Raw genomic sequence first — 22,758 nt, forward strand, 5'->3', positions numbered from 1 at the left:
GGCAACACCGGTGCACGTTGCCGTACTCGATGAACCAGTCACGGACCATGTAGGGCAGGCGGGGGAGTCATTGCCCTGGCCGGTGTGCCGTTGGGGTGAACTTGTAAAGCGAAGGTCGTCGGTTCGAATCCGACAGGGGGCTCCATGAATCGGGGCACAGCCCGCCCGTGGCTGTGCCCCGCAGTGGCTGGTCACCCGGCAAGATCGTGCGGCGCGAGCTCGCTGGCGCGTTGCTCGCGGGCCACGGTGAGGATGACGTCCCGCAGCCGCTCGACGTACAGCCGCATGTTCTTGTAGGCGGCGTCGGTGTCGGGGTAGCGGCAGGTGAACCACAGGCCCTCGTGGAGCCGGTTCAGCCAGACGCACACCTGGTCGCCGTAGGACACCCTGACGAGTCCGTAGGCCGCCAGCTCGTCCCAGCGTTCCGACCCGGGGATGCCTCGCGCGTCGACGAACGAGACGATCGAGTACAGGTCGGGCGAGGTCGGGCGGAAGTCCGAGCCGAGCAGGCGCAGCACTCGGGCCAGCGGCATGCGGGCCAGCGACCTGTTGGCCTGCAGCTCGGCGCGCACGACCTTCAGGGCGCCGAGGAAGTCGGGCGCCTGGTCGATGGGGACCTCGATGGGCGCGCCGCCGACGTACCAGCCCACGGAATTGGACCACTTGGACTTCACCCGCGTGTGGAACGGAACGACGGCGCGGTAGACGGGCTGTCCGCCGATCTCATTGACGATGATGCTGGTGGCGGCCAGAACGCCGACGAGGCTGCCGCCGAAGGGCCGGCAGTACGACTCGAACGCGGCGGCGGAGTCCGCGTCAACGAGCATCTCGCGCATGAGCTTCTGCGTGGGCAGGGCACCATCGGGCTCAAGACCGAGTTCGACGGGGAAGTTGGGGAGCTTGCCGCTGCACCGCTGGATGAACTCCCGCCAGCGGCCGACGATCGCGTGGGTGCCGTCGATCCGGTCCGCGTCCGCCCGCTCGATCTCGCAGAAGTCGACGTAACTGCCGACCTGCGACTCCTCCACGGGGCGGCCCTCGACGGCTGCTGCGTACAGCTCGTGGATCTCGGCAGGGAGGCGTTGGATGGAATAGGCGTCGACGTTGCTGTGGTCGAAGCCAATGTACACACTGGTGCCGTCGTCCCTGATGACCGCCGCGTAGAGGAAGTTGGGCCAGCTCAGCGCGTTCGCGGAGGCGTCGAAACGGTCCTGGAGGTGCTGGACGAGCCGGTCCGGGTCGGTGAAGTCACCGACCACCTCGCGGTGGAGCGACACGGCCTCGGGATCGAGGGTGAAACGGTGCATCTCGTCGCCGTCCCAGCGGAAGCCGCTGCGCAGCGTCTCGTGCCGCAGCGTCCAGCTGCGCAGCGCGTCCTGCAGTGCGTCGAGGTCGACCCGTCCCGGGATGTCGAATGCGGTACCGAGCCAGGTCGGCACGAACAGGCCGTCCTCCCGCACGGATCGGGCGGTCCTGATGTGCGACTCCTGGACGTACGCCGGCGGCCGGGGGTCCGCCGGAAGGTCCGCCGCAGCCGTGACGGTCGCCGGACTGAGCGCCCACTCGACGAGCCGTCCGGGCCGGACCTCGCAACGCTGGATGTCGGTCATTCGCACGGGCGTCTCCGTTCGCAGTTGGAGCCCGGATCGGGCAGACCCGATCAAGGGAATGCCGCGACCGCGAAAGGAGATACCCGGAACATGATGTGTTCCCACTTTTGAGTGGATTGAGTGATCGGCGGATGTGAGCCAATCGGTCTGCCCGGGACATCCGGTGGAGTCACTGCGGGCTTTTCAACATACGAACAGGCCGCGCCCGAAAGTGCGGTGTTTTCCTCATCTCCTGGCCCGGTGCCGTCACTTGGCCGAATGCTCGAATCCCGCACCGTCAAGTAAGCCCGCACAGGGTCTGGTTGAGTCGTCGTTGCGCGTGAATCCAACTCCCCGCTCGGACACGGGATATCCGGCGGTGCGGAATACTCTGTGGTTACTGATAGTGTCCGTCCAGTCACAGTAGGCAATCAGCCTCGACTTACAGGCAATGAAGGACCGAGGGTTCCATGCGTAAGCTTCAACAGGCCATGATCGCAGCAGCAGTGGCGGCTGGCGGTCTGTCCGCCATCGGTGCCGGCGCCGGTACCGCCTACGCCCACGGCTATGGCAGTGACGGTGCGCCGAAGGTGGCCGAGCACTACCGCCCCTACCAGGAGTGCAGTCCGCAGACGGTGGCCGAGGGCGACCTCCCGATCGGCGTGCTCGGTCTCTCCGAGACCTTCGACACCACCTGCGGCCAGTTCAACAACGCCTTCTCGGGCTGAAGTCCGCGGCCAAGTCCTGCGCGACGTTTTCCGCGGGCCCTTCGGGGTCACCCCCCGAAGGGCCCGTTCACGTGTGGCGGCCGGGAGTTGCGAGGCCGCTTCTCTGACCCGTATGCGCTCGCGACGGCTCTGAACTCCGGCGCGTCGATCGGGTCCGCCTTTCACTTCGCAGGCGAAACGGCCCCGAACGTCCCGGACATGGGCCGGACGCCGGAGCCCGTCCAGCTGACATCCCCAGGGCCCGGCGCGGCCGGATCGCGGCGCAAGGCGCTCGGGCGCCCCTCGCAAAGGAAACGGATCACATGTTCAGTAGGAAGAAGATCGCGGCCGTCTCGGGGCTTCTCTGCGGCCTTGCCGTGACCTGTGTCGGCGTCGGCCAGGCGCACGCCGCAGCAGGTCCGGGTGCCTGCACTGCCGACCTTCAGGGCAACATCACCTGTATCCAGAAGATCACCGGCGCGATGCCCGACGGTGACGGGTTCGGCATCCGCAAGGCAAGCACCTGCGTACCGGTGCAGCCAATGTCGTTGCCCGTCCTCCCTCTTGTGAACAACGGGAGCACGCGGATCGGGCCCGAGGTGACCTGCACCCCCGACGGGGCTCCGGCGCCCACCAAGATCGAGAAGGGCGACGACGAGGGTTTCCAGCTGCCCGGCGGCCTGCTGGGCTGAGTGACCCTGGGGGCGGAACCTTCTGACGCCTTCCCTCAACTTGCAAGCAGCGGACGGCCGGATCGGGGCAACCCGGTCCGGCCGTCCGCTGTTCTTGCGTCCACGCGAGCGCACCGCTTCGGTGGGCAAACGGGTGACTGCCTTTCCCCGCCCGTGACTTGACCTGGGGGAAGTGTCGTTCCAAGGGGAGAACGGTGGCGGACGGAAGGGTGCCTCGCCATAAGCCGACACGGGCATAGAAGGGCCAAAGATCCCAAATGACTACGTTTCGTGTGGATATGCTCACATTAAGTAGTCAAGCCAGGGCGTCATGCCCAGCTAGGGAAGGGTCAAACTATGCGCAAGTTTCAGCGGGCCGCGGTTGTAGCAGCAGCGGTCGCGGGGCTGTCCGCTCTCGGTGCCGGCGTCAGCATCGCCGACGGCTTCGGAGGGGTCACCGCGGTGGCTTCCTCGCAGGCCAACGCCGTGGCCAGCTTTGCCCCGTACGGTCCGCACGCCGCTCCGCAGGCCGCGCCGCAGGCGGCTCCCCAGGCGGCTCCGTACTTCGCGCCGACGAACGGGTTCAACTACGCGCCGCAGGCGGGCTACGCGGCCCCGCAGGCCGGCTACGCCGCGCCGGAGACGGGCTACGCGGCTCCGCAGGCCGGCTACGCGGCCCCCGAGGCGGGCAACGCGGCTCCGCAGGTCGGCTACGCCGCGCCGCAGTACGCCCCGTACGGCTCCAAGTAAAGAAGCGCCGAGGGCTCGATGCGCACTATTGGGCGGCCTGCGGTCGTAGTCGCAGTGATCGCAGGGCGGATGACTCCGTACTCCGCGCCGCAGTAGGCCTCGTAGACACCCTCACACATCAACTGCAGCCCGGACGCGCAACAAAACCCATCAGGGTGCGCGCCCGGGCTGTATCAATGCCGCCGCCGACCGCAGTTGAAGAACTGTCGGGCGACGGCTCCGTATTTCGACCCCAGGGCCTGGGCGCACGCCGATCGACGGCATTTGCGTCCGGGCCTCGACTGCAAAGGAGCGCAGCACATGCTCAGTCGGCAGAAGATCGCAACCGTCACGGGGCTCATCGGGAGTCTTGCCGTGATCTACGTCGGCGCCGCCCAGGCGCACGCCGACGAGTCCCCGGGTGATTGCAAGAGCACGGTCGCGGGTGAGACCACCTGCGTCCACAAGAGCGAGGTCGTCCACAAGGACAAGAAGGGCACGTATGTCGTCAAGCAGGCGCAGGACTGCTCAACGACGTACCGGCCGCGCCTGGTACTGCCCGAGGACGGCGTGCTGAACACGGGATCCACGGACGTCGGGCCGGTGGTGGAGTGCACCAACAAGGCGCCGCTGCCCAAGGGTTTCAAGCGCCCTCACATCGAACGCCCCCGTATCGAGCGCCCTCACCTCGAGTTCTGAGGCGCGATCGGCGAATGCCGGATCGGGGATGGCTCCCGATCCGGCATTTCGGCGTTCCGGCACAACAAACGCCTCGGTGCCCCGGCCTGTTGGCCGGAGCACCGAGGAAGGTTTTTTGTCTTACTTGCCGACGCTGTTGTTGCAGCCCATGCTCGAGCCGAGCGAGGTCTCCTGCGCGCCGGCGTTGCCCTCGCCGTTCAGCAGGTTGCCGCCGAGGCCGTTGAGGATGCCGACCTGGCCGAGGACGTCGACGTTGGCGTCGTGCGACCGGCAGGTGGTGCTCTGCAGGACGCTGAAGGTGGAGCCGCCACGAGCGCCTTCTTCGCCCGAACCCCAGCCGCCCTGGTCGGCGTGGGCGGCGCCCGCGCTCAGGAGTCCGACGCTGCCGAGGGCAGCGACCAGGACGGCAGCCTTGCGAAGCTTGTGCATGTCATCTCCGGTGGAGTGAAGTGGATGCGATCTGTGACAGATCGACTTCGTGCAGTTACGGAGGCTAATAGGAAATATCCGTAAGAAACCGTGCGGCGCGCCGAATTCGAGGAATCCTCACCGCCTTGGTCGATGGCGGGAAAATTCCCGCCCGTAACAAAAGGGGTCCCGGTGCCGAGCCTTGGGCTCGGCACCGGGACCTGAATCCCGTTACCGGTCGACTATGCGACCGTCACGCGACTAGAAGGCGCTGTTGTTGCAGCCCATGCTCGAGCCGATGTGCGTGTCCTGCGCGCCCGGGTTGCCCTCGCCGTTGAGCGCGCTGCCCAGCAGGCCGTTGAGCAGACCGACCTGGCCGAGAACGTCCAGGTTCAGGTCGTGCGACTTGCAGTTGGAGCTCTGCAGGACGCTGGTGTGCTGGTCGCCGCCCTTCCCGCCGTGGCCCTCGTCGCCCGCGTGGGCGGTACCGGCACCCAGGAGCCCGACGCTGCTGAGGGCAGCGACCAGGACGGCAGCCTTGCGAAGCTTGTGCATGTCATCTCCGGTGGAGTGAGTCGTTGCGATCTGTAGCAGATCGACTTCTTACAGTTACGGAGATTAATAGGAAATATGCGCAAAACGGACAGCGACGCGCCGTGTCTTGTGATCTTGTCGTGGAAGCACCCTGAAGCCGCATCGCCTGCTCACGGGCCCGCCGGGGGTGCCTCCGAAGAGCCCGCGCCGAGCGTCAACAGCCGCCGGTCCAGCGGCTTTAGTGGGATTTGGCGAGGGCGTTCGCCTGGCTGTTGGCCTGCGTGCAGCTGACGCCCTTGGTCTCGGCGGCGGCGAGTACGGCGACCGGGAGATTGGCGTTGAGCAGGTTCTGCGGGCTGCACTCCTGGTATGGACGGAAGAGGTTCGTCTGGTCCGCCGAAGAGGCTTGTGCCGGGGCCGGTTGCGCGGACAGGTGCGGGCTGAGCTTCGGGCTCACCTGGGGGTTGACCTGCGGGCTGACATCGGCACCCGGTGCCGGGGCGGCCTGCTGCTGCGGGGCCGGCGAGCCGTAGCCGTGCGCGGTCGCCTCGGAGGCGGTCCACGACGCGGCCTGGGCGCCCTGCTGCGGAACGGGGGGATAGGCGGCGGGGGCGTCGGCGAAGCTGGGGCCGACGCCGATGGCGGACAGACCGCCTGCCGCAGCTGCGACGAGCGCGACGTGGTGGAACTTGCGCATGGAACCCTCGGCCCTTCATTGACCTGTGCATGGAACGTACTGAAATGCTGCGATGACCATCACTCTGGTCCAGTGGGGAACGAGATAAGTGCGGGGCCAGTCACGGGAGTCGGGGCGCGGTCACCCATTTGCCGGGGGCGTGAATCATCGACGGGCGGGCCGGTAATCCGATCGATGCCAAATGGGTGACGGAATGTGGGATCCCGTGACCGGACCGGAGGAAATGTCGTTGCCAGCTGGGAGAGGGCAGCGGTCATGAACTCGGAGAGAGGGGCGACGGGATCCGCTGTCGGCTCCGGCGTGAAGTCCACAAGACAGCCCAGGATTACCCCTGTTAGGGCGCAGTACGACCATCAGACTGAGCGCACGCAAGACTGCACTGAATACAACGGATTTCCCTGTACAGGTATTGAAGGGCCGAGGGTTCCATGCGAAAGCTTCACAAGGCCGCGCTCGTCGTAGCAGCGGCCGGCGGTCTGTCCGCCATCGGCGCCGGCGTCAGCCACGCCGACGCTCAAGTCGGGTACAACGGTGCCAATCCGGCGCCTGCTCCCTACTACCCCGCACCCCAGGCCGCCCCGGCGCCCGCTCCCCAGTACTACCCGGCGCCCCAGGCCGCCCCGGCGCCCGCTCCCCAGTACCAGGCGCCTGCTCCTCAGTACTACCCGGCGCCCCAGGCCGCGGCCCCGGCGCCCGCTCCCCAGTACTACCCGGCTCCCCAGCAGAGCGCTCCGCAGGTCATGGCCGCGTCCACTTCGGCGGGTAACGCGCAGGCCGGTCCGCAGCCGTACGCCCAGCCGATGATGCAGGCCGCTCCTTCGGCGCCTGCTCCGCAGCAGATGGGTCAGGCTTCCGCCTGGGCCTCGTCGGGGGGTGGCGCGCAGGCCTCCGGTTCTCCGTCGTACGCCCCGCAGCAGGCCGCGCCTCAGCAGCAGGCCGCGCCTCAGCAGCAGCCGGCACAGGTCATGCCGCAGGTCACCCCGCAGGCGGCGCCGCAGGTCACTCCGCAGGTCGCCCCGCAGGTCTCCATGCCGCAGGTGTTCAACCCGGAGCCCCCGCCGCGGGTTGCCCCGCAGGTGAACCCGCAGGTGAACCCCGAGGTGAACCCGCTCATCAACCCGCTGATCTCGCCCGCCAGCGCGCCGTCGGTGCCCGGGCTCGGCCTTGGACAGGTGGCGGCGCCTCCCGTGGGTCAGTTGGGGCTTCCCCGACTGGGCTGACGGCCGCCCTGTAGTTGTCCCTGTCTCAACTCGATCTGCTGCAGATCACATTCGCTCGATTCAATGGAGAAGAAATGCGCAAGCTTCAGAAGGTCGCCATCGTGGGCGCCGTCCTCGGCAGCATCGGCTCCTTCGGAGCCGGCCCCGTCTTCGCGCACGGCGAGCCCGGGCACGACCTCGACGTCACGCAGGGCATCGAGTGTCGCTCTCACGACATGAACATCGACGTTCTCGGCAACGTCGGCGCCGTCAACGGCCTGCTGGGCAACGCGCTGAACGGCGAAGGCGACCCGGGTTCCCAGCCCAGCCACCTCGGTTCGGACATGGGCTGCAACAGCAGGGCGCTCTGAGCGACCGCGTTGCGCGCTTCTCCGCCAAGATCCTCCTGAGCTCCCCTTCGGGGGGCTCAAACGCCCAGGTCAGGAGCAATCCGGCCTGGGCTTTCGCACGTCCTGGTACAGGGCACGTGCCAGTTCGGGGCGCGTCAGGACCTCCGCGCCGTCGAGGAACTGGTCCACGGCGCCGGCGGTCGGCAGTTCCTTGATCGCCGGGTCGGAGATGCGCGCGACCAGAACTTCGGCGAACCGTTCCAGGCGGGTGGTCGTGGCGACCCGGTCCGTCAGCCTGAGTTGGTTGTGCAGGCCCGCGACGGTCTCGTACGCCTCGGCGAGGTGTTTCTCGCGGCTGCACCAGTCCGTGGCCGCGAGGGTGGCCGTGAGGACCGGGGTGAGGTGGTGGCCCGCGGAGGTGCGGGCGAAGGCGCTGCCGAGCCATTTGCCGTAGGGCGGGTAGCGGCGGTCCATGAGGATGCACAGGCGCATGAGGTCGCGTACGAGGCGGGCGGCGGCGACCGCGGAGCCCAGTTCGTCGCCGACCTCGCCGCAGCGGGCGACGAAGGGCTCTTCCTGGGATATGCGTCGCCACTGGCCCGCCAGGACGTGGAGCCAGACGTCGTGCGGGTACCGGCTGAGGGCGTGACGCAGGGGGGTGAGTTCGCCGAGGCCGTCGTGGAAGACGGCGCCGCCGGTGACCTCGGCGAGGAGCTGGGTGGGGGTGGCGAGCCAGTCCGTGGGGGTGATGTCGGGGGAGGGGGTGAAGCCCAGTTCGGCGGTGAACCAGGCGGAGATGTGGGTGACTTCGACCTCGTGGCGGACGGGGTGGCCGTGGAAGGTCTTCGGCAGGTGTTCGGCGAGGATGTGTCTGATGCGGCCCGCGTGGCGGGAGACGTCGCGGCGGTGGAGGAAGAGCTGGAGGCGCGGGCCCCGTGCGTGGCCGGCCGGGCGCGGGGTGTCGAAGCCGAGTACTTCGGAACCGCTGCCCATGCGGGCGGCCGAGTGCGGGATGCCGGGGGCGGCCTCCTCGAGTAAGGAGCGGACGGCTTCCGTGTAGAAGCGGCGGGAGAGTTCGAGGCCGGGGACGAAGGGCGGCATATTCGAGGCGCTCATGCCAGGGCCGTGCCCATTCGGTGAGAGGTCATGCGGGGTGCTTTCACACTTTCATGACGTCATCCGCTTCGTACCCATATCTGCTTCACATCGTCATCCACTCTGTCCAGCAAGCTCGTTGAGCGGTTGGTCCGTCAGGCGGTACACCGTCCACTCGTCCTGTGGGCGGGCGCCGAGGGAGTCGTAGAAGGCGATGGTCGGGGTGTTCCAGTTCAGGACGGACCATTCGAGGCGTTCGTAGCCGCGGGCGACGCAGATGCGGGCCAGTTCGGTGAGGAGGGCCTTGCCGTGGCCGGTGCCTCGGGCGGTGGGGCGGACGTAGAGGTCCTCGAGGTAGATGCCGTGGACGCCGCGCCAGGTGGAGAAGTTCAGGAACCAGAGCGCGAAGCCGACCGGGGTGCCGGTCGTGTCGTCGGCCGCGATGTGGGCGTAGGCGGCGGGGTGGGGGCCGAAGAGGGCCTCGTGGAGTTGGGCCTCGGTGGCCTTCGCCTCGTGCGGGACCTTTTCGTAGTCGGCCAGTTCGCGGATCAGGGCGTGGATGACGGGGATGTCGGCGGGGGTTGCAGTGCGGATCATGCCGGTGAGGCTAGCTGGGGTGGTCGCGCAGGCGGTGGGCGATTTCCAGGTGTTCGGGGAGCGGGGCGCGGTTCTCCTCGAGCTGCCACACGGAGTTCTGCAGCACCCGGCCCAGCGTCCAGGCGCGTGCCCGGTCCCGGTCCAGCCCGAGGACGTCCGTCATGGCGTCGAACCGCCACGGCACCTCGTCCGCGTCGAAGCGGTTCCACAGCGCGGGGAAGAGGTCGAAGCCGGGGTCGCCCGCGAGTGGCTTGGGGTCGATGGCGAGCCAGGGGGCGCGGTCGGAGCCGAGTACGTTCTCGAAGTGCAGGTCCCAGTGGAGGAGACGGTCGCCGGGCGCGGCGGCGACCTCGCGCATCGCCGCCGCGCAGTCCGCCAGCAGTCGCCGCTGGGGCGGATCGGGGAGCCGGGGCAGCACCGTCGAGGCCCGCTCCGCCAGCCCGGTCGCGATGTCGCCGAGCCGTCGCAGCCCCGCCGGGGCCTCGGTGGCGGTCAGCCGGGCCAGCAGCCGGGCGATGACCAGCGTCGCCTCGCGGGTGTCCGGCAGGTCGGCCAACAGCCGCCCCGCGTCGAGCCGTTCGAGCAGCAGGGTGCCGGTCCGGGCGTCGGACTCCAGGAGCCGGACCGCCCCGTTGCCCTTCCAGGCGCGTAGCGCGACCGGTTCGCCGGCGGTCTCCTCGTCGACGTCCTGGAGTTTGAGCACGGCTCCCGACCCGTCGGTCCGCAGCACGGGCAGCACCAGCGCGCACCGGCCGTACATCGACGGCCCGTCCACCCGCAGCCGCCAGCGTTCCAGGAACCGCTCGGCCCGCTCCGGAAGCCCGGCGACGAAGGCGCGTCCCGCCTCCCCGCCGTACCGTACGTGCTGGGCGATCAGTTCATCCGGAATGTCGATCACCGTCGCGACGATACTGGCGTGGCTGAATCGCCTCATGCGAATTTTCCGGGGCCTCGGCGACAGACTGTGGGCGTATGTCCGCAGTGCCCCCGGCACATACGTCTGGCTGGCCATTCTGTTCGTCACTACCGTCGCCCTGCACCACATGTCGCCGGAGTTCGAGCAGGAGTTCCTGCGGGCGCGGTCCACGAACATCCGTGAGCTGTCGAGCGACCCCTCGCGGGTGCTGGTGCAGAGTGCGATGTGGATCGACGGGGGCCACTGGGTGCCGTACGTGTTCCTCTACAGCGTGTTCCATGCGCAGGCCGAGCGGTGGCTCGGGACGGTGCGGTGGCTGATGGTGTGTGTGGCCGCTCATGTGCTCGCGACGCTGATCAGCGAGGGCGCGTTGCTGAAGGCGGTGCGGGACGGGATGGTGCCGCACTCGGCGATCAACTCCATGGACATCGGCGTGAGTTACGCGCTCGCCGGGGTGGTGGCGGTGCTGACATACCGGATCGCGGCGCCCTGGCGGTACGGGTATCTGGCGGTCGTGCTGGTCGTGTACGGGGCTCCGCTCGTGTCCGCGCCGACCTTCACCGACTTCGGGCACTCCCTCTCCGTGGTGATCGGGCTCGCGTGTTATCCGCTGGTCATGGGGCGTGGAGAGGTGTGGAATCCGAAGGAGACAGTGGCCGCTCTGAGGGGTTAACTTTCCGGCCATGAGCAGCTCGGCGAGCAGTGTCGTGAACGGCGGCATCTCCTACTGGTACGCGGACGACGGTCTCCCGGCGGTGCGGGCACCGCTCGGCGGTGACGCGTCCGCCGACGTCGTGATCGTCGGGGGTGGGTATACGGGGCTGTGGACCGCGTACTACCTGAAGAAGGCGGCGCCCTTTCTGCGGATCACCGTCCTCGAGCAGAAGTTCTGCGGGTACGGGGCCTCGGGGCGCAACGGTGGCTGGCTGTACAACGGGATCGCGGGGCGCGACCGGTACGCGAGGCTGCACGGACACGAGGCCGCCGTACGGCTGCAGAAGGCCATGAACGACACCGTGGACGAGGTCGTTCGGGCGGCGGACGAAGAGGGCATCGAGGCCGATGTCCACAAGGGCGGCGTGCTCGAAGTGGCGTGTACGCCCGCTCAGTTGGCGCGGCTGAAGGCCTTTCACGAGCACGAGTTGTCGTACGGCGAGAAGGATCGTGAGCTGTACGACGCGGGGGAGACGGCCGAGCGGATCCGGGTGGCGGATGCGGTGGGGTCGAGCTGGACTCCGCACGGGGCGCGGCTGCATCCGGTGAAGCTGGTGAAGGGGCTGGCGGGGGCGGTCGAGGCCCTCGGCGTGGTCATTCACGAGTCGACGCCGGTGACGGAGATCCGGCCGAAGCATGCGGTGACGCCGTACGGGACGGTGCGGGCGCCCTACGTCCTGCGCTGCACGGAGGGGTTCACCGCGAGTCTGAAGGGGCAGCGGCGCACCTGGCTGCCCATGAACTCGTCCATGATCGCGACCGAGCCGCTCAGCGACGAGCAGTGGGAGTCGGTGGGGTGGGACGGGCGCGAGGCGCTCGGCGACATGGCGCACGCGTACATGTACGCGCAGCGCACCGCCGACGGGCGGATCGCGCTCGGCGGGCGCGGGGTGCCGTATCGCTTCGGGTCGAGGACCGACAACGACGGGCGGACTCAGGAGGCGACGATCGAGGCGCTGCGGGAGATTCTCGTGCGCTTCTTCCCGTCCCTCGCCGGGGTGGGGATCGAACATGCCTGGTCGGGGGTGCTCGGGGTGCCCCGGGACTGGTGCGCGACGGTGACGCTGGACCGGGCGACGGGGCTGGGATGGGCCGGGGGGTATGTGGGGTCGGGCGTGGCCACGACGAATCTCGCGGCGCGGACGCTCAGGGATCTGGTGCAGCTCGACTCGGGGCAGGGTGGCCGGACCGAGCTGACCGAACTGCCGTGGGTCGGGCACAAGGTGCGCAAGTGGGAGCCGGAGCCGTTGCGGTGGCTGGGCGTGCAGGGGATGTACGCCACCTATCGCGCGGCGGACCGGCGGGAGCGGAGCACCCACAGCGCCGAGTCGTCGAAGCTGGCGCAGATCGCGGACCGGGTGGCGGGGCGGCACTGAGGTGGCGAGGGCTGCCGGGTGAGGGGTGGCCGAACGGCCTGCCGGCTCAGGTGAGTTGAGGGCTGGAGTCGGAGGGGAGGGGCCCGCGGTCCGTGGGGTCCCTCCCCGGTCCGGGTCGGCCTACGCCACCGGTTCGGGTACGGGCGCTTCCGTCGGAGAACCGTGCCTGGGTGCCTTCGCCGTCACCATCAGCCCCGCGACCAGACCGGCCAGGAGCATGATGCCGACGGCCCACCAGATGGCGACCGTGTAGCCGTGGACGACGCCCTCCCTGGCGATCAGGGCCCGCTGGGCGGGGTTGTGGAGGTGGGCGGCGATGTAGGTCGCGCTGCTGGTGGTGGCGATGGTGTTCAGCAGGGCCGTACCGATCGAACCGCCCACCTGCTGCGAGGTGTTGACGGTCGCCGAGGTCACTCCGGAGTCCTGCGGGGCGACGCCCGCGGTGGCGGTCGCGAAGACCGGCATGAAGGTCAGGCCCATGCCGAGGCCCATGAGGAGCAGGGCGGGGAGGATCTCGGTGGTGTAGGACGAGTCGACCGTCATCTGCGTGAGGATCACCATGCCGCTCGCCGCCAGGACCATGCCGGGGACCATCAGCACGCGCGGCGCCACGCGGTTCATCAGCCGGGCGGAGATCTGGGTGGAGCCGGTGATGATCGCGGCGGTGAGGGGCAGGAAGGCCAGGCCCGTCTTGACCGGCGAGTAGCCGAGGATGACCTGCAGGTAGTAGGTCATGAAGAGGAACAGGCCGAACAGGCCGATCACGGCGAGCCCCATGGTCAGGAAGCAGCCGGCGCGGTTGCGGTCCTTGACGATGTGGAGGGGGAGCAGAGGCATGCGTGCCTTTGTCTGCCACCACACGAAAGTGACGAGGAGGACGACGCCGCCCGCGAGCAGGCCGAGCACCAGCGGGTCGGTCCAGCCCCGCGGTTCGGCCTCGCTGAAGCCGTAGACGATCGCGACCAGGCCGCCGCAGCCCAGCACCGCACCCGGCACGTCGAGGCGGGCGCCCGCGTGGCCGGGGCGGTCGCCGAGCAGGGCGAAGGCGCCGAAAACGGCGACGATCGCGATGGGCACGTTGACGTACAGGCACCAGCGCCAGTTCAGGTACTCGGTGAGCAGACCGCCGACGATGAACCCGATGGCGGAACCGCTGCCCGCGAGGGCGCCGTATATGCCGAAGGCCTTTCCGCGTTCCCTGGGGTCGGTGAAGGTCGTCGTCAGCAGGGACAGGGCCGAGGGGGCGAGTACGGCGGCGAAGACGCCCTGGAGGGCGCGGGCGCCGAAGAGCATCCCGGAGTTGACGGCGGCGCCGCCGAGTGCGGAGGCGGCGGCGAAGCCGATCAGCCCGAAGATGAACGTCCGCTTGCGGCCCACCAGGTCGGAGATACGGCCGCCGAGCAGGAGGAGGCCGCCGAAGGCCAGCGTGTAGGCGGTGATCACCCACTGCCGGTTGCCGTCGGACATGCCCAGGTCCTGCTGGGCGGACGGGAGCGCGATGTTCACGATGGTCGCGTCGAGCACGACCATGAGCTGCGCGAGCGCGATGACCACCAGGCCCCACCAGCGGCGGGGGTCGGCGTCCACGGGAGGGGTGGATTCACCTGCCCGGGTGACACTCACTCGGTCAGAAGACCATGAATCGGGGCGTATCGCATCCTCGGATGATGCTTTGTGCAAGGTCACATGCCACTTGGTCACGGCTCCAGTACCACCTTTCCTGTCGTCCCGCGCGTCTCCAGCGCCCGGTGCGCGGCCGCGGCCTCGGTGAGCGGGAAGCGTTGTACGGCGGGGGTCAGTCGTCCCGCGGCGGCCTCGGCGAGGGCGCGCAGTTCCAGGGTCTGTACGGGGTTCGGGCCGCCCGCCTTCCGTATCATCACGGGGCCCAGGACGCGCTCGGAGACGCCGTCGACGAGGTAGGGCTCGCCGTCGCGGATTCCTTCGGCGGACCAGCCGAAGACGAGGTGTTGGCCGCCGGGTCCGAGGAGTTGTGTGCTGTGGCGGGCGACCTCGCCGCCGACGCCGTCGAAGACGACGGTGGCGGCCCGGCCGCCGAGATGGGCGCGGACCTTGTCCGGCCATTCCGGGTCCTTGTAGTCGACGGCGAGGTCGGCGCCGTTCTCCCGCACGCGGGCCGTCTTCTCCGGGCCGCCGGCCAGGCCGATGACGACGGCGCCGGCGTTCTTCGCGTACTGCACGAGCAGGGTGCCGATGCCGCCGGCGGCCGCCGGGATCACGGCCACGGCGTCCGGGCCCAGCTCGGCGAACTGCAGGATCCCCATCGTCGTACGCCCCGTACCGATCATGGCGACCGCCTGGGCGTGGTCCAGGTCGGCGGGGATCTCGTGCACCCGGTCGACATCGGCGACGGCCAGCTCGGCGTAGCCGCCGGGGGCGAAGCCGAGGTGGACGACCACGCGCCTGCCTAGCCACAGCGAGGCGACGCCCTCGCCCAGCGACTCGACGACGCCGGCGACCTCGCGGCCCGGGATGGTGGGCAGCCGCGTCGGCTGGGGCAGCGGACCCTGCTCGCCCTCCCGGAGGGCGGTGTCGAGCAGGTGAACTCCCGCGGCCGCTACGGCGATACGGACCTGGCCCGGGCCCGGCAGCGGGTCCTCGACCTCCTCGTAGGTGAGGTTCTCGGCCGGGCCGAAGGCGTGCAGGCGGATGGCGTGCATGGTGGGTCCCCCATCAACTGTTCGGCGTCGTGTGTTGCGCGGCATCCGTTCGGTGCCGGCGGTTCGTCAGGCAGCCCACTCTTCAACCTCAAGCTTCCTTGAGGTCAAGTGCCTGGCGGCCGAGGGCCAGGGAGACCGCGGTGAGGGCGCTGTTGAAGGAGACCTCCGAGAGGACGCCGGGGGCCGCGACCTGGTCGCCGGCGAGGTACACGCCGTCGCCGCGGTCGATGGCCGGCCGGTCGCGCCAGCTGGTGCCGGGCAGGTCCACGGCGCCGGTACGGCCGTTCGCGACGGCCTCGCGCCGCCAGGTGACGCGTCCGCGCCAGCCGTCGAAGGCGAGGTCGAGGAGCTCCTCGGCACGGGCGATGCCGTCGGCCTTCGTCTCGTGCGGGGCGATGGGGATCTGGCCCTGGACGAGTTGCTCGCCGGCGGGGGCGAGGGAACGGTCCTGCGCCGAGAACCGCTCCAGCCAGCCGGGGGAGTCGAGGTCGGACACGGCGAAGGCGTCTCCGCGCCGGGTCCGCACGGCCAGGTCGACGAGAGTCGTACGACCGCCGGTCCAGGTCAGGGAGTTGTCGCCGAGGAGCCGCCGGGCGGCGTCCAGGGAGGTGGCGACGATGACGGGGCCGCCGGTCGTCTCAGTGGTGTCGACGCGCGACAGGGTCTCCATCCGCACGCCCAGATTCCAGGCGCGGGCGGCCATCCGGTCGACGACATTCGCCCAGCCGCCTCGCGGATAGTGCGCCTCGGGCGGGAGCTTGGTGGCCCGGCGCAGCCGTTCCTGCACGAACGCGGCGGACAGGGCTCCGGGGTCGTGGTGGAAGAGGGCGACGGCTGAGTAGTTCGCGGCGGCGCGGGCGCCCTCCTCGCCGGCCTGCCCCGTGGCCCATGTCCTGAAGTCGACGTCGACGGGCGCCTGCCGGGCGGTGTGGCGCAGCAGCTTGAGCATGGCGAAGGGCGGGGTGCGACGCAGGACGCCCTGGTGGCGCAGCCGCAGCCGGGCCGCCTCCAGGGGCGGGATCGGGGCCAGCGGCCCGATCAGATCCCGCTGTTTGAGCCAGGTCCAGTGCGGGCCGCCGCTGTAGAGGGCGTGCGGTCCGTCGTTCGTCCGGTACGGGCCCTCCGCGGTCCGGGCCCGCCCGCCGAGGGTGTGATGGGCCTCGAACACGGTGACCTTGGCGCCCGCCTCGGCAGCGGTGACGGCAGCGGCCAGTCCGGCGAGGCCGCCGCCGATGACGGTGATGCGGTGCATGGGTGCGGGTCTCCCTCGGGTCGGGGGCGCCTTTCTGCCAGTACGACGGATGTGCGGCACCGGAATGTGACATGGGCTGCGTTTTTGCAGGTCAGGGGAGGGCCAGGCAGTGGTCGGGGGGATTGTCGGTGGCGGGGTGCACCATGGGGGCATGACGAGGAGAGTGGCGGGCGGGGCGGGTGGTTCCGGTGGGACGGGGGGTTCCGGCGGTGGGGCCGGTTCCAGCCGTACGGCGGTGAAGGGGGCGCGGCGGCCGGAGGTGCGGTTGCCTGCGCTGGAGCCGTTCGGGGGCGGGGAGTTGGAGCCGGACGGGGACTACGACGGGCTGGAGTTCCGGGAGACGGACTTCGCCGGGCAGGACGGCGGGGGCGCCCGGTTCATGGACTGCGCGGTGACGGGGTGCGCGCTGGACGAGACGCGGCTGCAGCACGCCCGGATCCTCGACTCGGTCCTGACGGGGCTGAGAGGGGTCGGCACGGACCTCTCGGAGGCGACGTTGCGGGACGTCGAGGTGGTCGACCCCCGCCTGGGAGGGGTGCAGCTGCACGGTGCCGCGTTGGAACGGGTCGTGATCCGCGGCGGCAAGATCGACTATCTCAACCTGCGCAGCGCCAGGCTCAAGGATGTCGTCTTCGAGGGCTGCGTGCTGGTGGAGCCGGACTTCGGGGGCGCCCACCTCGAGCGCGTGGAGTTCGTGGACTGCGTACTGAAGGAGGCGGACCTCACCGCGGCGGTCCTGAAGGACGTGGACCTGAGAGCGGCGGCCGAGCTGGGCATCGCGCGGGGCGTGGACCGGCTGGCGGGGGCGGTGATCAGTCCGGCGCAACTGCTGGATCTGGCGCCGGTGTTGGCGGCGGCGATGGGGGTGCGGGTGGAGGGGTGAAGGGACGGGGCCTCTTGCCGTGGGCCGCCGGTCGGCGTCACTCGGCCCGTCCGGAGGTTGAGGACGAGGCCCGTTCAGGGTCGAAGCCGGGGTCCGGCGTCCGGCGTCTGAGGCCCGGCGTCTGAGGCCCGGCGTCTGAGGTCCGGGGTCTGGCGTCTGGCGTCTGGGGTCTGGCGTCTGAGGTCCGGGGTTCGGGGTCTGGCGTCCGGGGCCGGCAGCCTCAGCAGACACCGACCGAAGCTCACCGCACCCGGGGAAAGCGGGCCTGCAGGGTCCAGATCGCCGGGTTCTCACCGAGGTCCTCGTGCAGATCGACCAGGTCGGCGATCAGGTCGTGCAGGAAGTCCCGTGCCTCGCGGCGCAGTTCGGCGTGGGAGAAGTTGAGCGGCGGCTCCTCCGCCGGCATCCAGTCGGACTCGACGTCCACCCACCCGAAGCGGCGCTCGAAGAGCATGCGGTCGGTCGACTCGGTGAAGTCGAGCTCCGCGTGCTGGGGACGGGCGGCGCGGGAACCCACCGGATCCCGGTCCAGCCGTTCCACGATGTCGCACAGCGCCCACGCGAAGTCGAGCACCGGCACCCATCCCCAGGCTGTGGACAGTTCCCGGTCCGCTTTGGTGTCGGCGAGGTAGACGTCACCGCAGAACAGGTCGTGGCGCAGGGCGTGGACGTCCGCGCGGCGGTAGTCCGTCTGCGGGGGGTCCGGGAAGCGGTTGGAGAGGGCGTAGCCGATGTCGAGCACGTACGAGATGGTGTCACGCCGCTCGGGCACCCCCTCGGCCTAGGATCACTGTCGTGTCCCGATCCGCGCCGGTTGTCCCCACTGTCCTGCTCGTCCTCGCCCTGGCCGCCTGCTCGGCGGGCGTCCACGGCACCCCGGGCGGCCCCGGCGTACGCGACCCGTACTTCCCGAAGGCGGGCAACGGCGGATACGACGTCACGCACTACGACCTGAAGCTCGCCTACGACACCGACGAGGGACACCGCCCCCACCTCGCCGGCACCGCGACCCTCACCGCCCGCGCCACCAAGGACCTCTCCGCCTTCGACCTCGACTTCAAGGGACTGGACGTCGAGGACGTCACCGTCGAGGGCGAACGTGCCCGCTGGAACCGTGCCGGGCAGGAGCTCACCGTCCGCCCGCGCGACGATCTCGACGAGGACGAGACCTTCCGCGTCACCGTCCGCTACTCCGGCACCCCGCAGACCATCACGGACCCCGACGGCTCCGAGGAGGGCTGGCTGCGGACCACCGACGGCGCACTCGCGCTCGGCGAACCCACCGGCTCGATGGCGTGGTTCCCCGGCAACCACCACCCCTCCGACAAGGCGTCGTACGACATCGCGGTCAGCGTGCCGAAGGGTCTGCAAGCTGTGTCCAACGGGGAGTTGAGGGGCGAGACGAGCAGCAAGGGCAGTACGACGTTCTCCTGGCACACCGCCGAGCCGATGGCGAGCTACGTCGCCACGGTCGCCGTCGGCCACTACGACATCAGCCGGTCCACCCTCGGCAGGAACCGTCTGCCCGTCTACGTCGCCGTCGACCCGACCGAGGCCAAGGCCGGCCGCAAGGTGCTCGCGAAGATCCCCGAGATCATGGAGTGGGAGGAGTACAACTTCGGGCCGTACCCGTTCTCCTCCACCGGCGCGATCGTCGACCGCCCGCAGGACGCCGGGTACGCCCTCGAGACCCAGAACCGGCCCGTCTTCCCCGGCGCCCCCGACACCGAGACCCTCGTCCACGAACTCGCCCACCAGTGGTACGGCGACTCCGTCACCCCCAAGACCTGGCGGGACATGTGGCTCAACGAGGGCTTCGCGACGTACGCGGAGTGGCTGTGGGACGAGGACCACGGCGGCGACACCGCCCGGCAGACCTTCGACGCGCTCTACGACCACGGTGAAGAGGACAACCCGGACCTGTGGGCCTTCCCGCCGGCGAAACCGAGCAGCGCCGCGCACATCTCCGACACCCCGGTCTACATGCGCGGTGCGATGGTCCTCCAGAAGATCCGGCAGACCGTGGGCGACGACACCTTCTACGACATCATCCAGGGCTGGGCCGCCACGCACCGCCACGGGAACGCCGACACCGACGACTTCACGGCGTACGTCGAGAAGAAGGTGCCGGACAAGGACTTCGGCCCGATCTGGAAGGACTGGCTGTACGGGAAGGGGAAGCCGGAGCACCGTTAGCGGAGGGGAGTCACGGCCGACGGTCGAGGTCGAGGTCGCGGCGCATGGCCGCGCGCGCCGCCCAGACCGCCTGTCCGTGCCTGAGACGGTGTTCCTGGAACTCGGGCGAGTCGAGGGGCGGGTCTCCGGCGGCGAGCACCTCCAGAAGTTCTCGGAGGGTCGAGTAGACGTCCTCGAGCACGTCCGACAGGTCCTGCGGGGCGCAGATCAGGGCCGACTCGCGTATCTCGTCGCAGCCCGAGGCCCGGAACGCCTCCCGTACGGCCCCGTCCGGTGTCACGCCCCGCCGTGTACATGTCCTCGTAGGCCTGCCGGTACTTCGCCAGGCACGTCACGTAGATCTGCTTGCGTTCCTGCCGGGTTCGCTCCGCGAGGTCCCGGCGCCACCGCGCCCGGTCCGCGAGCAGCGTCGAGCCGACGCCGACCAGCGCGCCGACTCCCGTACCGGCCAGGGTCATCCACTCCACGCGGGCATACTGCACCGCCGCGCCGCGGCTCATGGCTGCGGGGTGGGGAACTGCTTCCTCAACACCGCGCACGGACGGCCCAGTTGCAGGTCCCGGCGGTGGCCGATCACCTCGTAGCCGAGCGCCGTCCAGAAAGCCAGGGCCTTGGGGTTGGCGTCGAGGACGGCGAGGCGTACGGCGGTTCGGCCGGCGGCGCGGAAGCGGTCCTCGACGTCCTGCACGATCCGTCGCCCGTACCCCTGCCCCTGTGCGCCCGCGTCCACCATCAGCAGACCGATCCACGGGTCCGGATCGGCCGGGTCGGGGTGGTGGGCGAGTGTGATCGCCACCCCCACCAGGAGTCCGGCGGCGCGTGCGAGCAGCACCTCCACGTCCGGATTCGCCAACTCGTCGGCCAGCGCGACCGCCACCTGCTCCGGGCGGATGTCGTCGGGGTCCGGGAAGTCACCGCTGAGGGCCTGGAACTCGCGGTTCGAGGCGTAGAGCGCGGTGAGTTCGGTGAGGAGCGGGGCCGGGATGTCGTGGTCGGGGGTGACGGGGAGGGGGGTGAGGATCACGCCGGGCAACCTATCGCTCGTGCGCGGGCGACCGGGAACCGCGCGGCACCGGCGAACAGGCGCGGGTCCTGGTGGCGGTGGGGCGATGGGGTGACGGTGGGAACGCCGGAGCCCCCGGCCGGACGACCGGGGGCTCCCGCACTGCCCTGCCTGCGTCAGACGTTCACGCCGAAGTCCTGGGCGATGCCCACCAGGCCCGAGGCGTAGCCCTGGCCCACCGCGCGGAACTTCCACTCCGCGCCGTTGCGGTACAGCTCGCCGAAGACCATGGCCGTCTCCGTCGCCGCGTCCTCCGACAGGTCGTAGCGCGCGATCTCGGCGCCGCCGGCCTGGTTGAGGATGCGGATGTACGCGTTGCGGACCTGGCCGAAGTTCTGCGAGCGGTTCTCGGCGTCGTAGATGGAGACCGGGAAGACGATCTTGTCGACGTCGGCCGGGAGGGCCGCCAGGTTGACGTTGATCGCCTCGTCGTCGCCCGCGCCCTCGCCGGTGCGGTTGTCACCGGTGTGGACGATCGTGTTGTCCGGGGTGTTCTTGTTGTTGAAGAAGACGAAGTGGGCGTCGGAGTAGACCTTGCCCTCCGGGTTGACCGCGATCGCGGAGGCGTCGAGGTCGAAGTCCGTTCCGGTGGTGGTGCGGACGTCCCAGCCGAGGCCCACGGTGACGGCGGTCAGGCCCGGAGCCTCCTTGGTGAGCGAGACGTTGCCACCCTTGGACAGGCTTACAGCCATGGTTTGGGAGTCCCTTCCCTCGTTGCGTACGGGCTTCGTACTGGGGACGAAGCTACCGCTACCTCTATGAACGCCGAGAGGTGTACCAGAGGTTCCCCGCCTCTTTACTTTCTTTACCCACGTTATTCGGGTGACGTGGACCGGACAGCCGCGCGACCATGGACGGCATGTCCGGTCCCTATCCCATCCGTGGCTCCGTCTCGCTGCCCGAGGCCGAGCTCATGTGGCGTTTCTCGCGGTCGTCGGGGCCCGGCGGGCAGCACGTCAACACCAGTGACTCACAGGTGGAGCTGCGCTTCGACCTGGCGAAGACCGAGGCACTGCCCGAGGTGTGGAAGCGGCGGGCGCTGGAGCGGCTGGCCGGCCGGCTCGTCGACGGCGTCGTCACCGTCCGCGCCTCCGAGCACCGTTCGCAGTGGCGCAACCGCGAGACCGCCGCGGTGCGCCTCGCGGCGCTGCTCGCCGAGGCGTCGGCGCCTCCGCCGAAGCCGCGCAGGGCGACCCGGATTCCGCGGGGGATCAATGAGCGGCGGCTGCGGGAGAAGAAGCAGCGGTCGGACACCAAGCGGGGGCGGTCCGGTCGGGACTGGTCGTAGGCCGGGGCGGTCGTAAGGCCGGACTCGTCGGCCTGGTCGTAAGCCCGGGCTGGGCGGCCTGGTCGTAAGGCCGAGTGCGGGAAAGTATTCGTCGAACGTCCTTTGTCACATCCTCGTCGCCTCGTTCGTCATGTCACTGAGTGCTGATTGCTGAGTAGCGACAACGGACCTGGGTGCGGGGAGCTGTGGCGATGAACGACAACGAATTCCCGGCGGATGAGGGCAGCGAATTCCTGGCCCGGCGTTTTGAATCACATCGATCTCATCTGCGGGCCGTCGCCTACCGCATGCTCGGCTCGGGCGCCGAGGCCGACGACGCGGTGCAGGAGGCCTGGTTCCGGCTGAGCCGTTCCGACACCCGGCAGGTGGACAACCTCGGGGGGTGGCTGACGACCGTGGTCGGCCGGGTCTGCCTGGACATGCTGCGCTCGCGCAAGTCGCGTGCGGAGGAGTCGCTGGACAGCACCGTGGACGGCACCGCGCGCGTGTCGGACGACCGGGCCGCCGACCCCGAGCAGGACGCGTTGCTCGCGGACTCCGTGGGGGTTGCGCTGCTCGTCGTACTCGAGACGCTGACGCCCGCCGAGCGGCTCGCGTTCGTGCTGCACGATCTGTTCGCGGTGCCCTTCGAGGAGGTCGCGGACATCGTGGGGCGCAGCCCGGACGCGGCGCGGCAGCTGGCCAGTCGGGCGCGGCGGAGGGTGCAGGGGGCGGATGCGCCCGATGCGGATCTGGTGCGGCAGCGGGCGGTCGTGGACGCGTTTCTGGCGGCCGCGCGGGAGGGGTCCTTCGAGGCGCTGGTCGAGCTGCTCGATCCGGATGTCGTCGCGCGGACCGATGTCGGTGTGACCACGGGGGCGGAGGCTGTGGCCAGGGGGGCGGCCAGTTTTGCGCACTTTGCTTATGTGGCGCGGCCTGCGTTGGTGGGTGGTGCGACTGGGCTGGCGGTGTTCCTGGAGGGGCGGCTGGAGCGGGCGTTGAGTTTCACGTTCGTGCGGGAGCGGATTGCCGTCATCGAGATCGTGACGGATTCCGAGCGGGTGGCTGGGCTGGATGTGAAGCTCGTCTAGCGCGGCTGCGGGGGCTTGAGCGGCTGGTCTGGGGCGGCGCCGGGCCG

The 22,758-nt window shown here is 69.8% G+C and carries 26 protein-coding genes; 12 read left to right on the top strand and 14 right to left on the bottom strand.

Annotated features, from left to right (window positions below):
- Positions 1-191: 191 nt before the first annotated feature.
- Positions 192-1,610 (bottom strand): condensation domain-containing protein, encoded by a 1,419-nt coding sequence (locus tag OG303_RS27300; protein WP_405871588.1) that lies wholly within the window; start codon positions 1,608-1,610, stop codon positions 192-194.
- A 449-nt stretch (positions 1,611-2,059) separates the two neighbouring features.
- Here OG303_RS27300 and OG303_RS27305 point away from each other — a divergent pair, with 449 nt between their 5' ends.
- The 4 genes from OG303_RS27305 to OG303_RS27320 all read left to right on the top strand — a co-directional run bounded on the left by OG303_RS27305 (position 2,060) and on the right by OG303_RS27320 (position 4,395).
- Positions 2,060-2,317 (top strand): hypothetical protein, encoded by a 258-nt coding sequence (locus tag OG303_RS27305; protein ID WP_405871590.1) that lies wholly within the window; start codon positions 2,060-2,062, stop codon positions 2,315-2,317.
- 302 nt (positions 2,318-2,619) lie between these two features.
- Positions 2,620-2,988: a hypothetical protein gene (locus OG303_RS27310; RefSeq protein ID WP_405871591.1), complete on the top strand. Its 369-nt coding sequence runs from the start codon at positions 2,620-2,622 to the stop codon at positions 2,986-2,988.
- Positions 2,989-3,324: 336 nt separating this feature from the next.
- A complete protein-coding gene (locus OG303_RS27315) occupies positions 3,325-3,717 on the top strand; it encodes a hypothetical protein (protein ID WP_405871593.1) in 393 nt (130 codons plus the stop codon).
- Between the two features lie 300 nt (positions 3,718-4,017).
- Complete coding sequence (locus tag OG303_RS27320; protein WP_405871594.1) at positions 4,018-4,395, top strand: hypothetical protein; 378 nt, start codon at positions 4,018-4,020, stop codon at positions 4,393-4,395.
- A 120-nt stretch (positions 4,396-4,515) separates the two neighbouring features.
- Here the strand turns inward: OG303_RS27320 and OG303_RS27325 are convergent, their stop codons facing one another.
- The 3 genes from OG303_RS27325 to OG303_RS27335 form a co-directional block, all read right to left on the bottom strand.
- Entirely contained in the window at positions 4,516-4,824 is a 309-nt protein-coding gene (locus tag OG303_RS27325; RefSeq protein ID WP_405871595.1) for a hypothetical protein, read from the bottom strand.
- A gap of 240 nt (positions 4,825-5,064) precedes the next feature.
- Positions 5,065-5,358 (bottom strand): hypothetical protein, encoded by a 294-nt coding sequence (locus tag OG303_RS27330; RefSeq protein WP_405871597.1) that lies wholly within the window; start codon positions 5,356-5,358, stop codon positions 5,065-5,067.
- Between the two features lie 217 nt (positions 5,359-5,575).
- Positions 5,576-6,034, bottom strand: coding sequence for a hypothetical protein (locus OG303_RS27335; protein WP_405871599.1), 459 nt, complete (start codon positions 6,032-6,034; stop codon positions 5,576-5,578).
- A gap of 428 nt (positions 6,035-6,462) precedes the next feature.
- Here OG303_RS27335 and OG303_RS27340 point away from each other — a divergent pair, with 428 nt between their 5' ends.
- Together OG303_RS27340 and OG303_RS27345 are read left to right on the top strand one after the other, a co-directional pair.
- On the top strand, positions 6,463-7,254 hold the full coding sequence (locus OG303_RS27340) for a hypothetical protein (protein ID WP_405871600.1): 792 nt from the start codon (positions 6,463-6,465) through the stop codon (positions 7,252-7,254).
- Between the two features lie 74 nt (positions 7,255-7,328).
- A complete protein-coding gene (locus OG303_RS27345; RefSeq protein ID WP_405871601.1) occupies positions 7,329-7,604 on the top strand; it encodes a hypothetical protein in 276 nt (91 codons plus the stop codon).
- Positions 7,605-7,673: 69 nt separating this feature from the next.
- Here the strand turns inward: OG303_RS27345 and OG303_RS27350 are convergent, their stop codons facing one another.
- The 3 genes from OG303_RS27350 to OG303_RS27360 form a co-directional block, all read right to left on the bottom strand.
- Positions 7,674-8,699, bottom strand: a complete 1,026-nt coding sequence (locus OG303_RS27350) for a DUF4037 domain-containing protein (RefSeq protein WP_405871602.1) — start codon at positions 8,697-8,699, stop codon at positions 7,674-7,676.
- Between the two features lie 93 nt (positions 8,700-8,792).
- On the bottom strand, positions 8,793-9,275 hold the full coding sequence (locus OG303_RS27355) for a GNAT family N-acetyltransferase (RefSeq protein WP_405871604.1): 483 nt from the start codon (positions 9,273-9,275) through the stop codon (positions 8,793-8,795).
- 10 nt (positions 9,276-9,285) lie between these two features.
- Positions 9,286-10,209, bottom strand: a complete 924-nt coding sequence (locus OG303_RS27360; RefSeq protein ID WP_405871605.1) for an aminoglycoside phosphotransferase family protein — start codon at positions 10,207-10,209, stop codon at positions 9,286-9,288.
- Between OG303_RS27360 and OG303_RS27365 the strand changes: the two genes are divergently transcribed.
- On the top strand, positions 10,208-10,864 hold the full coding sequence (locus tag OG303_RS27365) for a rhomboid-like protein (protein WP_405871606.1): 657 nt from the start codon (positions 10,208-10,210) through the stop codon (positions 10,862-10,864). The genes OG303_RS27360 and OG303_RS27365 overlap by 2 nt on opposite strands.
- Positions 10,865-10,874: 10 nt before the next feature.
- Positions 10,875-12,281 (top strand): NAD(P)/FAD-dependent oxidoreductase, encoded by a 1,407-nt coding sequence (locus tag OG303_RS27370; protein WP_405871607.1) that lies wholly within the window; start codon positions 10,875-10,877, stop codon positions 12,279-12,281.
- Positions 12,282-12,401: 120 nt separating this feature from the next.
- On the opposite strand, the gene OG303_RS27375 is transcribed toward OG303_RS27370, so the two are convergent.
- The 3 genes from OG303_RS27375 to OG303_RS27385 form a co-directional block, all read right to left on the bottom strand.
- On the bottom strand, positions 12,402-13,904 hold the full coding sequence (locus tag OG303_RS27375) for an MFS transporter (RefSeq protein ID WP_405871608.1): 1,503 nt from the start codon (positions 13,902-13,904) through the stop codon (positions 12,402-12,404).
- Between the two features lie 74 nt (positions 13,905-13,978).
- Complete coding sequence (locus OG303_RS27380; protein WP_405871609.1) at positions 13,979-14,959, bottom strand: zinc-binding dehydrogenase; 981 nt, start codon at positions 14,957-14,959, stop codon at positions 13,979-13,981.
- A gap of 88 nt (positions 14,960-15,047) precedes the next feature.
- On the bottom strand, positions 15,048-16,211 hold the full coding sequence (locus OG303_RS27385) for an FAD-dependent oxidoreductase (RefSeq protein WP_405871610.1): 1,164 nt from the start codon (positions 16,209-16,211) through the stop codon (positions 15,048-15,050).
- Between the two features lie 151 nt (positions 16,212-16,362).
- Here OG303_RS27385 and OG303_RS27390 point away from each other — a divergent pair, with 151 nt between their 5' ends.
- Positions 16,363-17,094, top strand: a complete 732-nt coding sequence (locus OG303_RS27390; protein ID WP_405871612.1) for a pentapeptide repeat-containing protein — start codon at positions 16,363-16,365, stop codon at positions 17,092-17,094.
- Between the two features lie 241 nt (positions 17,095-17,335).
- Here the strand turns inward: OG303_RS27390 and OG303_RS27395 are convergent, their stop codons facing one another.
- A complete protein-coding gene (locus tag OG303_RS27395; protein ID WP_405877502.1) occupies positions 17,336-17,836 on the bottom strand; it encodes a hypothetical protein in 501 nt (166 codons plus the stop codon).
- 53 nt (positions 17,837-17,889) lie between these two features.
- Here OG303_RS27395 and OG303_RS27400 point away from each other — a divergent pair, with 53 nt between their 5' ends.
- On the top strand, positions 17,890-19,290 hold the full coding sequence (locus tag OG303_RS27400) for a M1 family metallopeptidase (protein ID WP_405871613.1): 1,401 nt from the start codon (positions 17,890-17,892) through the stop codon (positions 19,288-19,290).
- 10 nt (positions 19,291-19,300) lie between these two features.
- On the opposite strand, the gene OG303_RS27405 is transcribed toward OG303_RS27400, so the two are convergent.
- From OG303_RS27405 to OG303_RS27415, 3 genes are all read right to left on the bottom strand, one after another.
- On the bottom strand, positions 19,301-19,570 hold the full coding sequence (locus OG303_RS27405) for a hypothetical protein (RefSeq protein ID WP_405871614.1): 270 nt from the start codon (positions 19,568-19,570) through the stop codon (positions 19,301-19,303).
- A gap of 216 nt (positions 19,571-19,786) precedes the next feature.
- Positions 19,787-20,314 (bottom strand): GNAT family N-acetyltransferase, encoded by a 528-nt coding sequence (locus tag OG303_RS27410; protein ID WP_405871615.1) that lies wholly within the window; start codon positions 20,312-20,314, stop codon positions 19,787-19,789.
- Between the two features lie 155 nt (positions 20,315-20,469).
- The gene (locus OG303_RS27415) at positions 20,470-21,045 is read right to left on the bottom strand and encodes a TerD family protein (RefSeq protein WP_405871616.1); all 576 of its coding nucleotides are present in this window, start codon (positions 21,043-21,045) and stop codon (positions 20,470-20,472) included.
- Positions 21,046-21,203: 158 nt separating this feature from the next.
- On the opposite strand from OG303_RS27415, the gene arfB reads away from it, so the two are divergent.
- Positions 21,204-21,641, top strand: a complete 438-nt coding sequence (gene arfB, locus OG303_RS27420) for an alternative ribosome rescue aminoacyl-tRNA hydrolase ArfB (protein ID WP_405871618.1) — start codon at positions 21,204-21,206, stop codon at positions 21,639-21,641.
- A 191-nt stretch (positions 21,642-21,832) separates the two neighbouring features.
- Positions 21,833-22,711 (top strand): sigma-70 family RNA polymerase sigma factor, encoded by an 879-nt coding sequence (locus OG303_RS27425; RefSeq protein WP_405871619.1) that lies wholly within the window; start codon positions 21,833-21,835, stop codon positions 22,709-22,711.
- Positions 22,712-22,758 lie beyond the last annotated feature (47 nt).

It is taken from the genome of Streptomyces sp. NBC_00005 (genome assembly GCF_045160215.1).
Classification (GTDB): Bacteria; Actinomycetota; Actinomycetes; order Streptomycetales; family Streptomycetaceae; genus Streptomyces.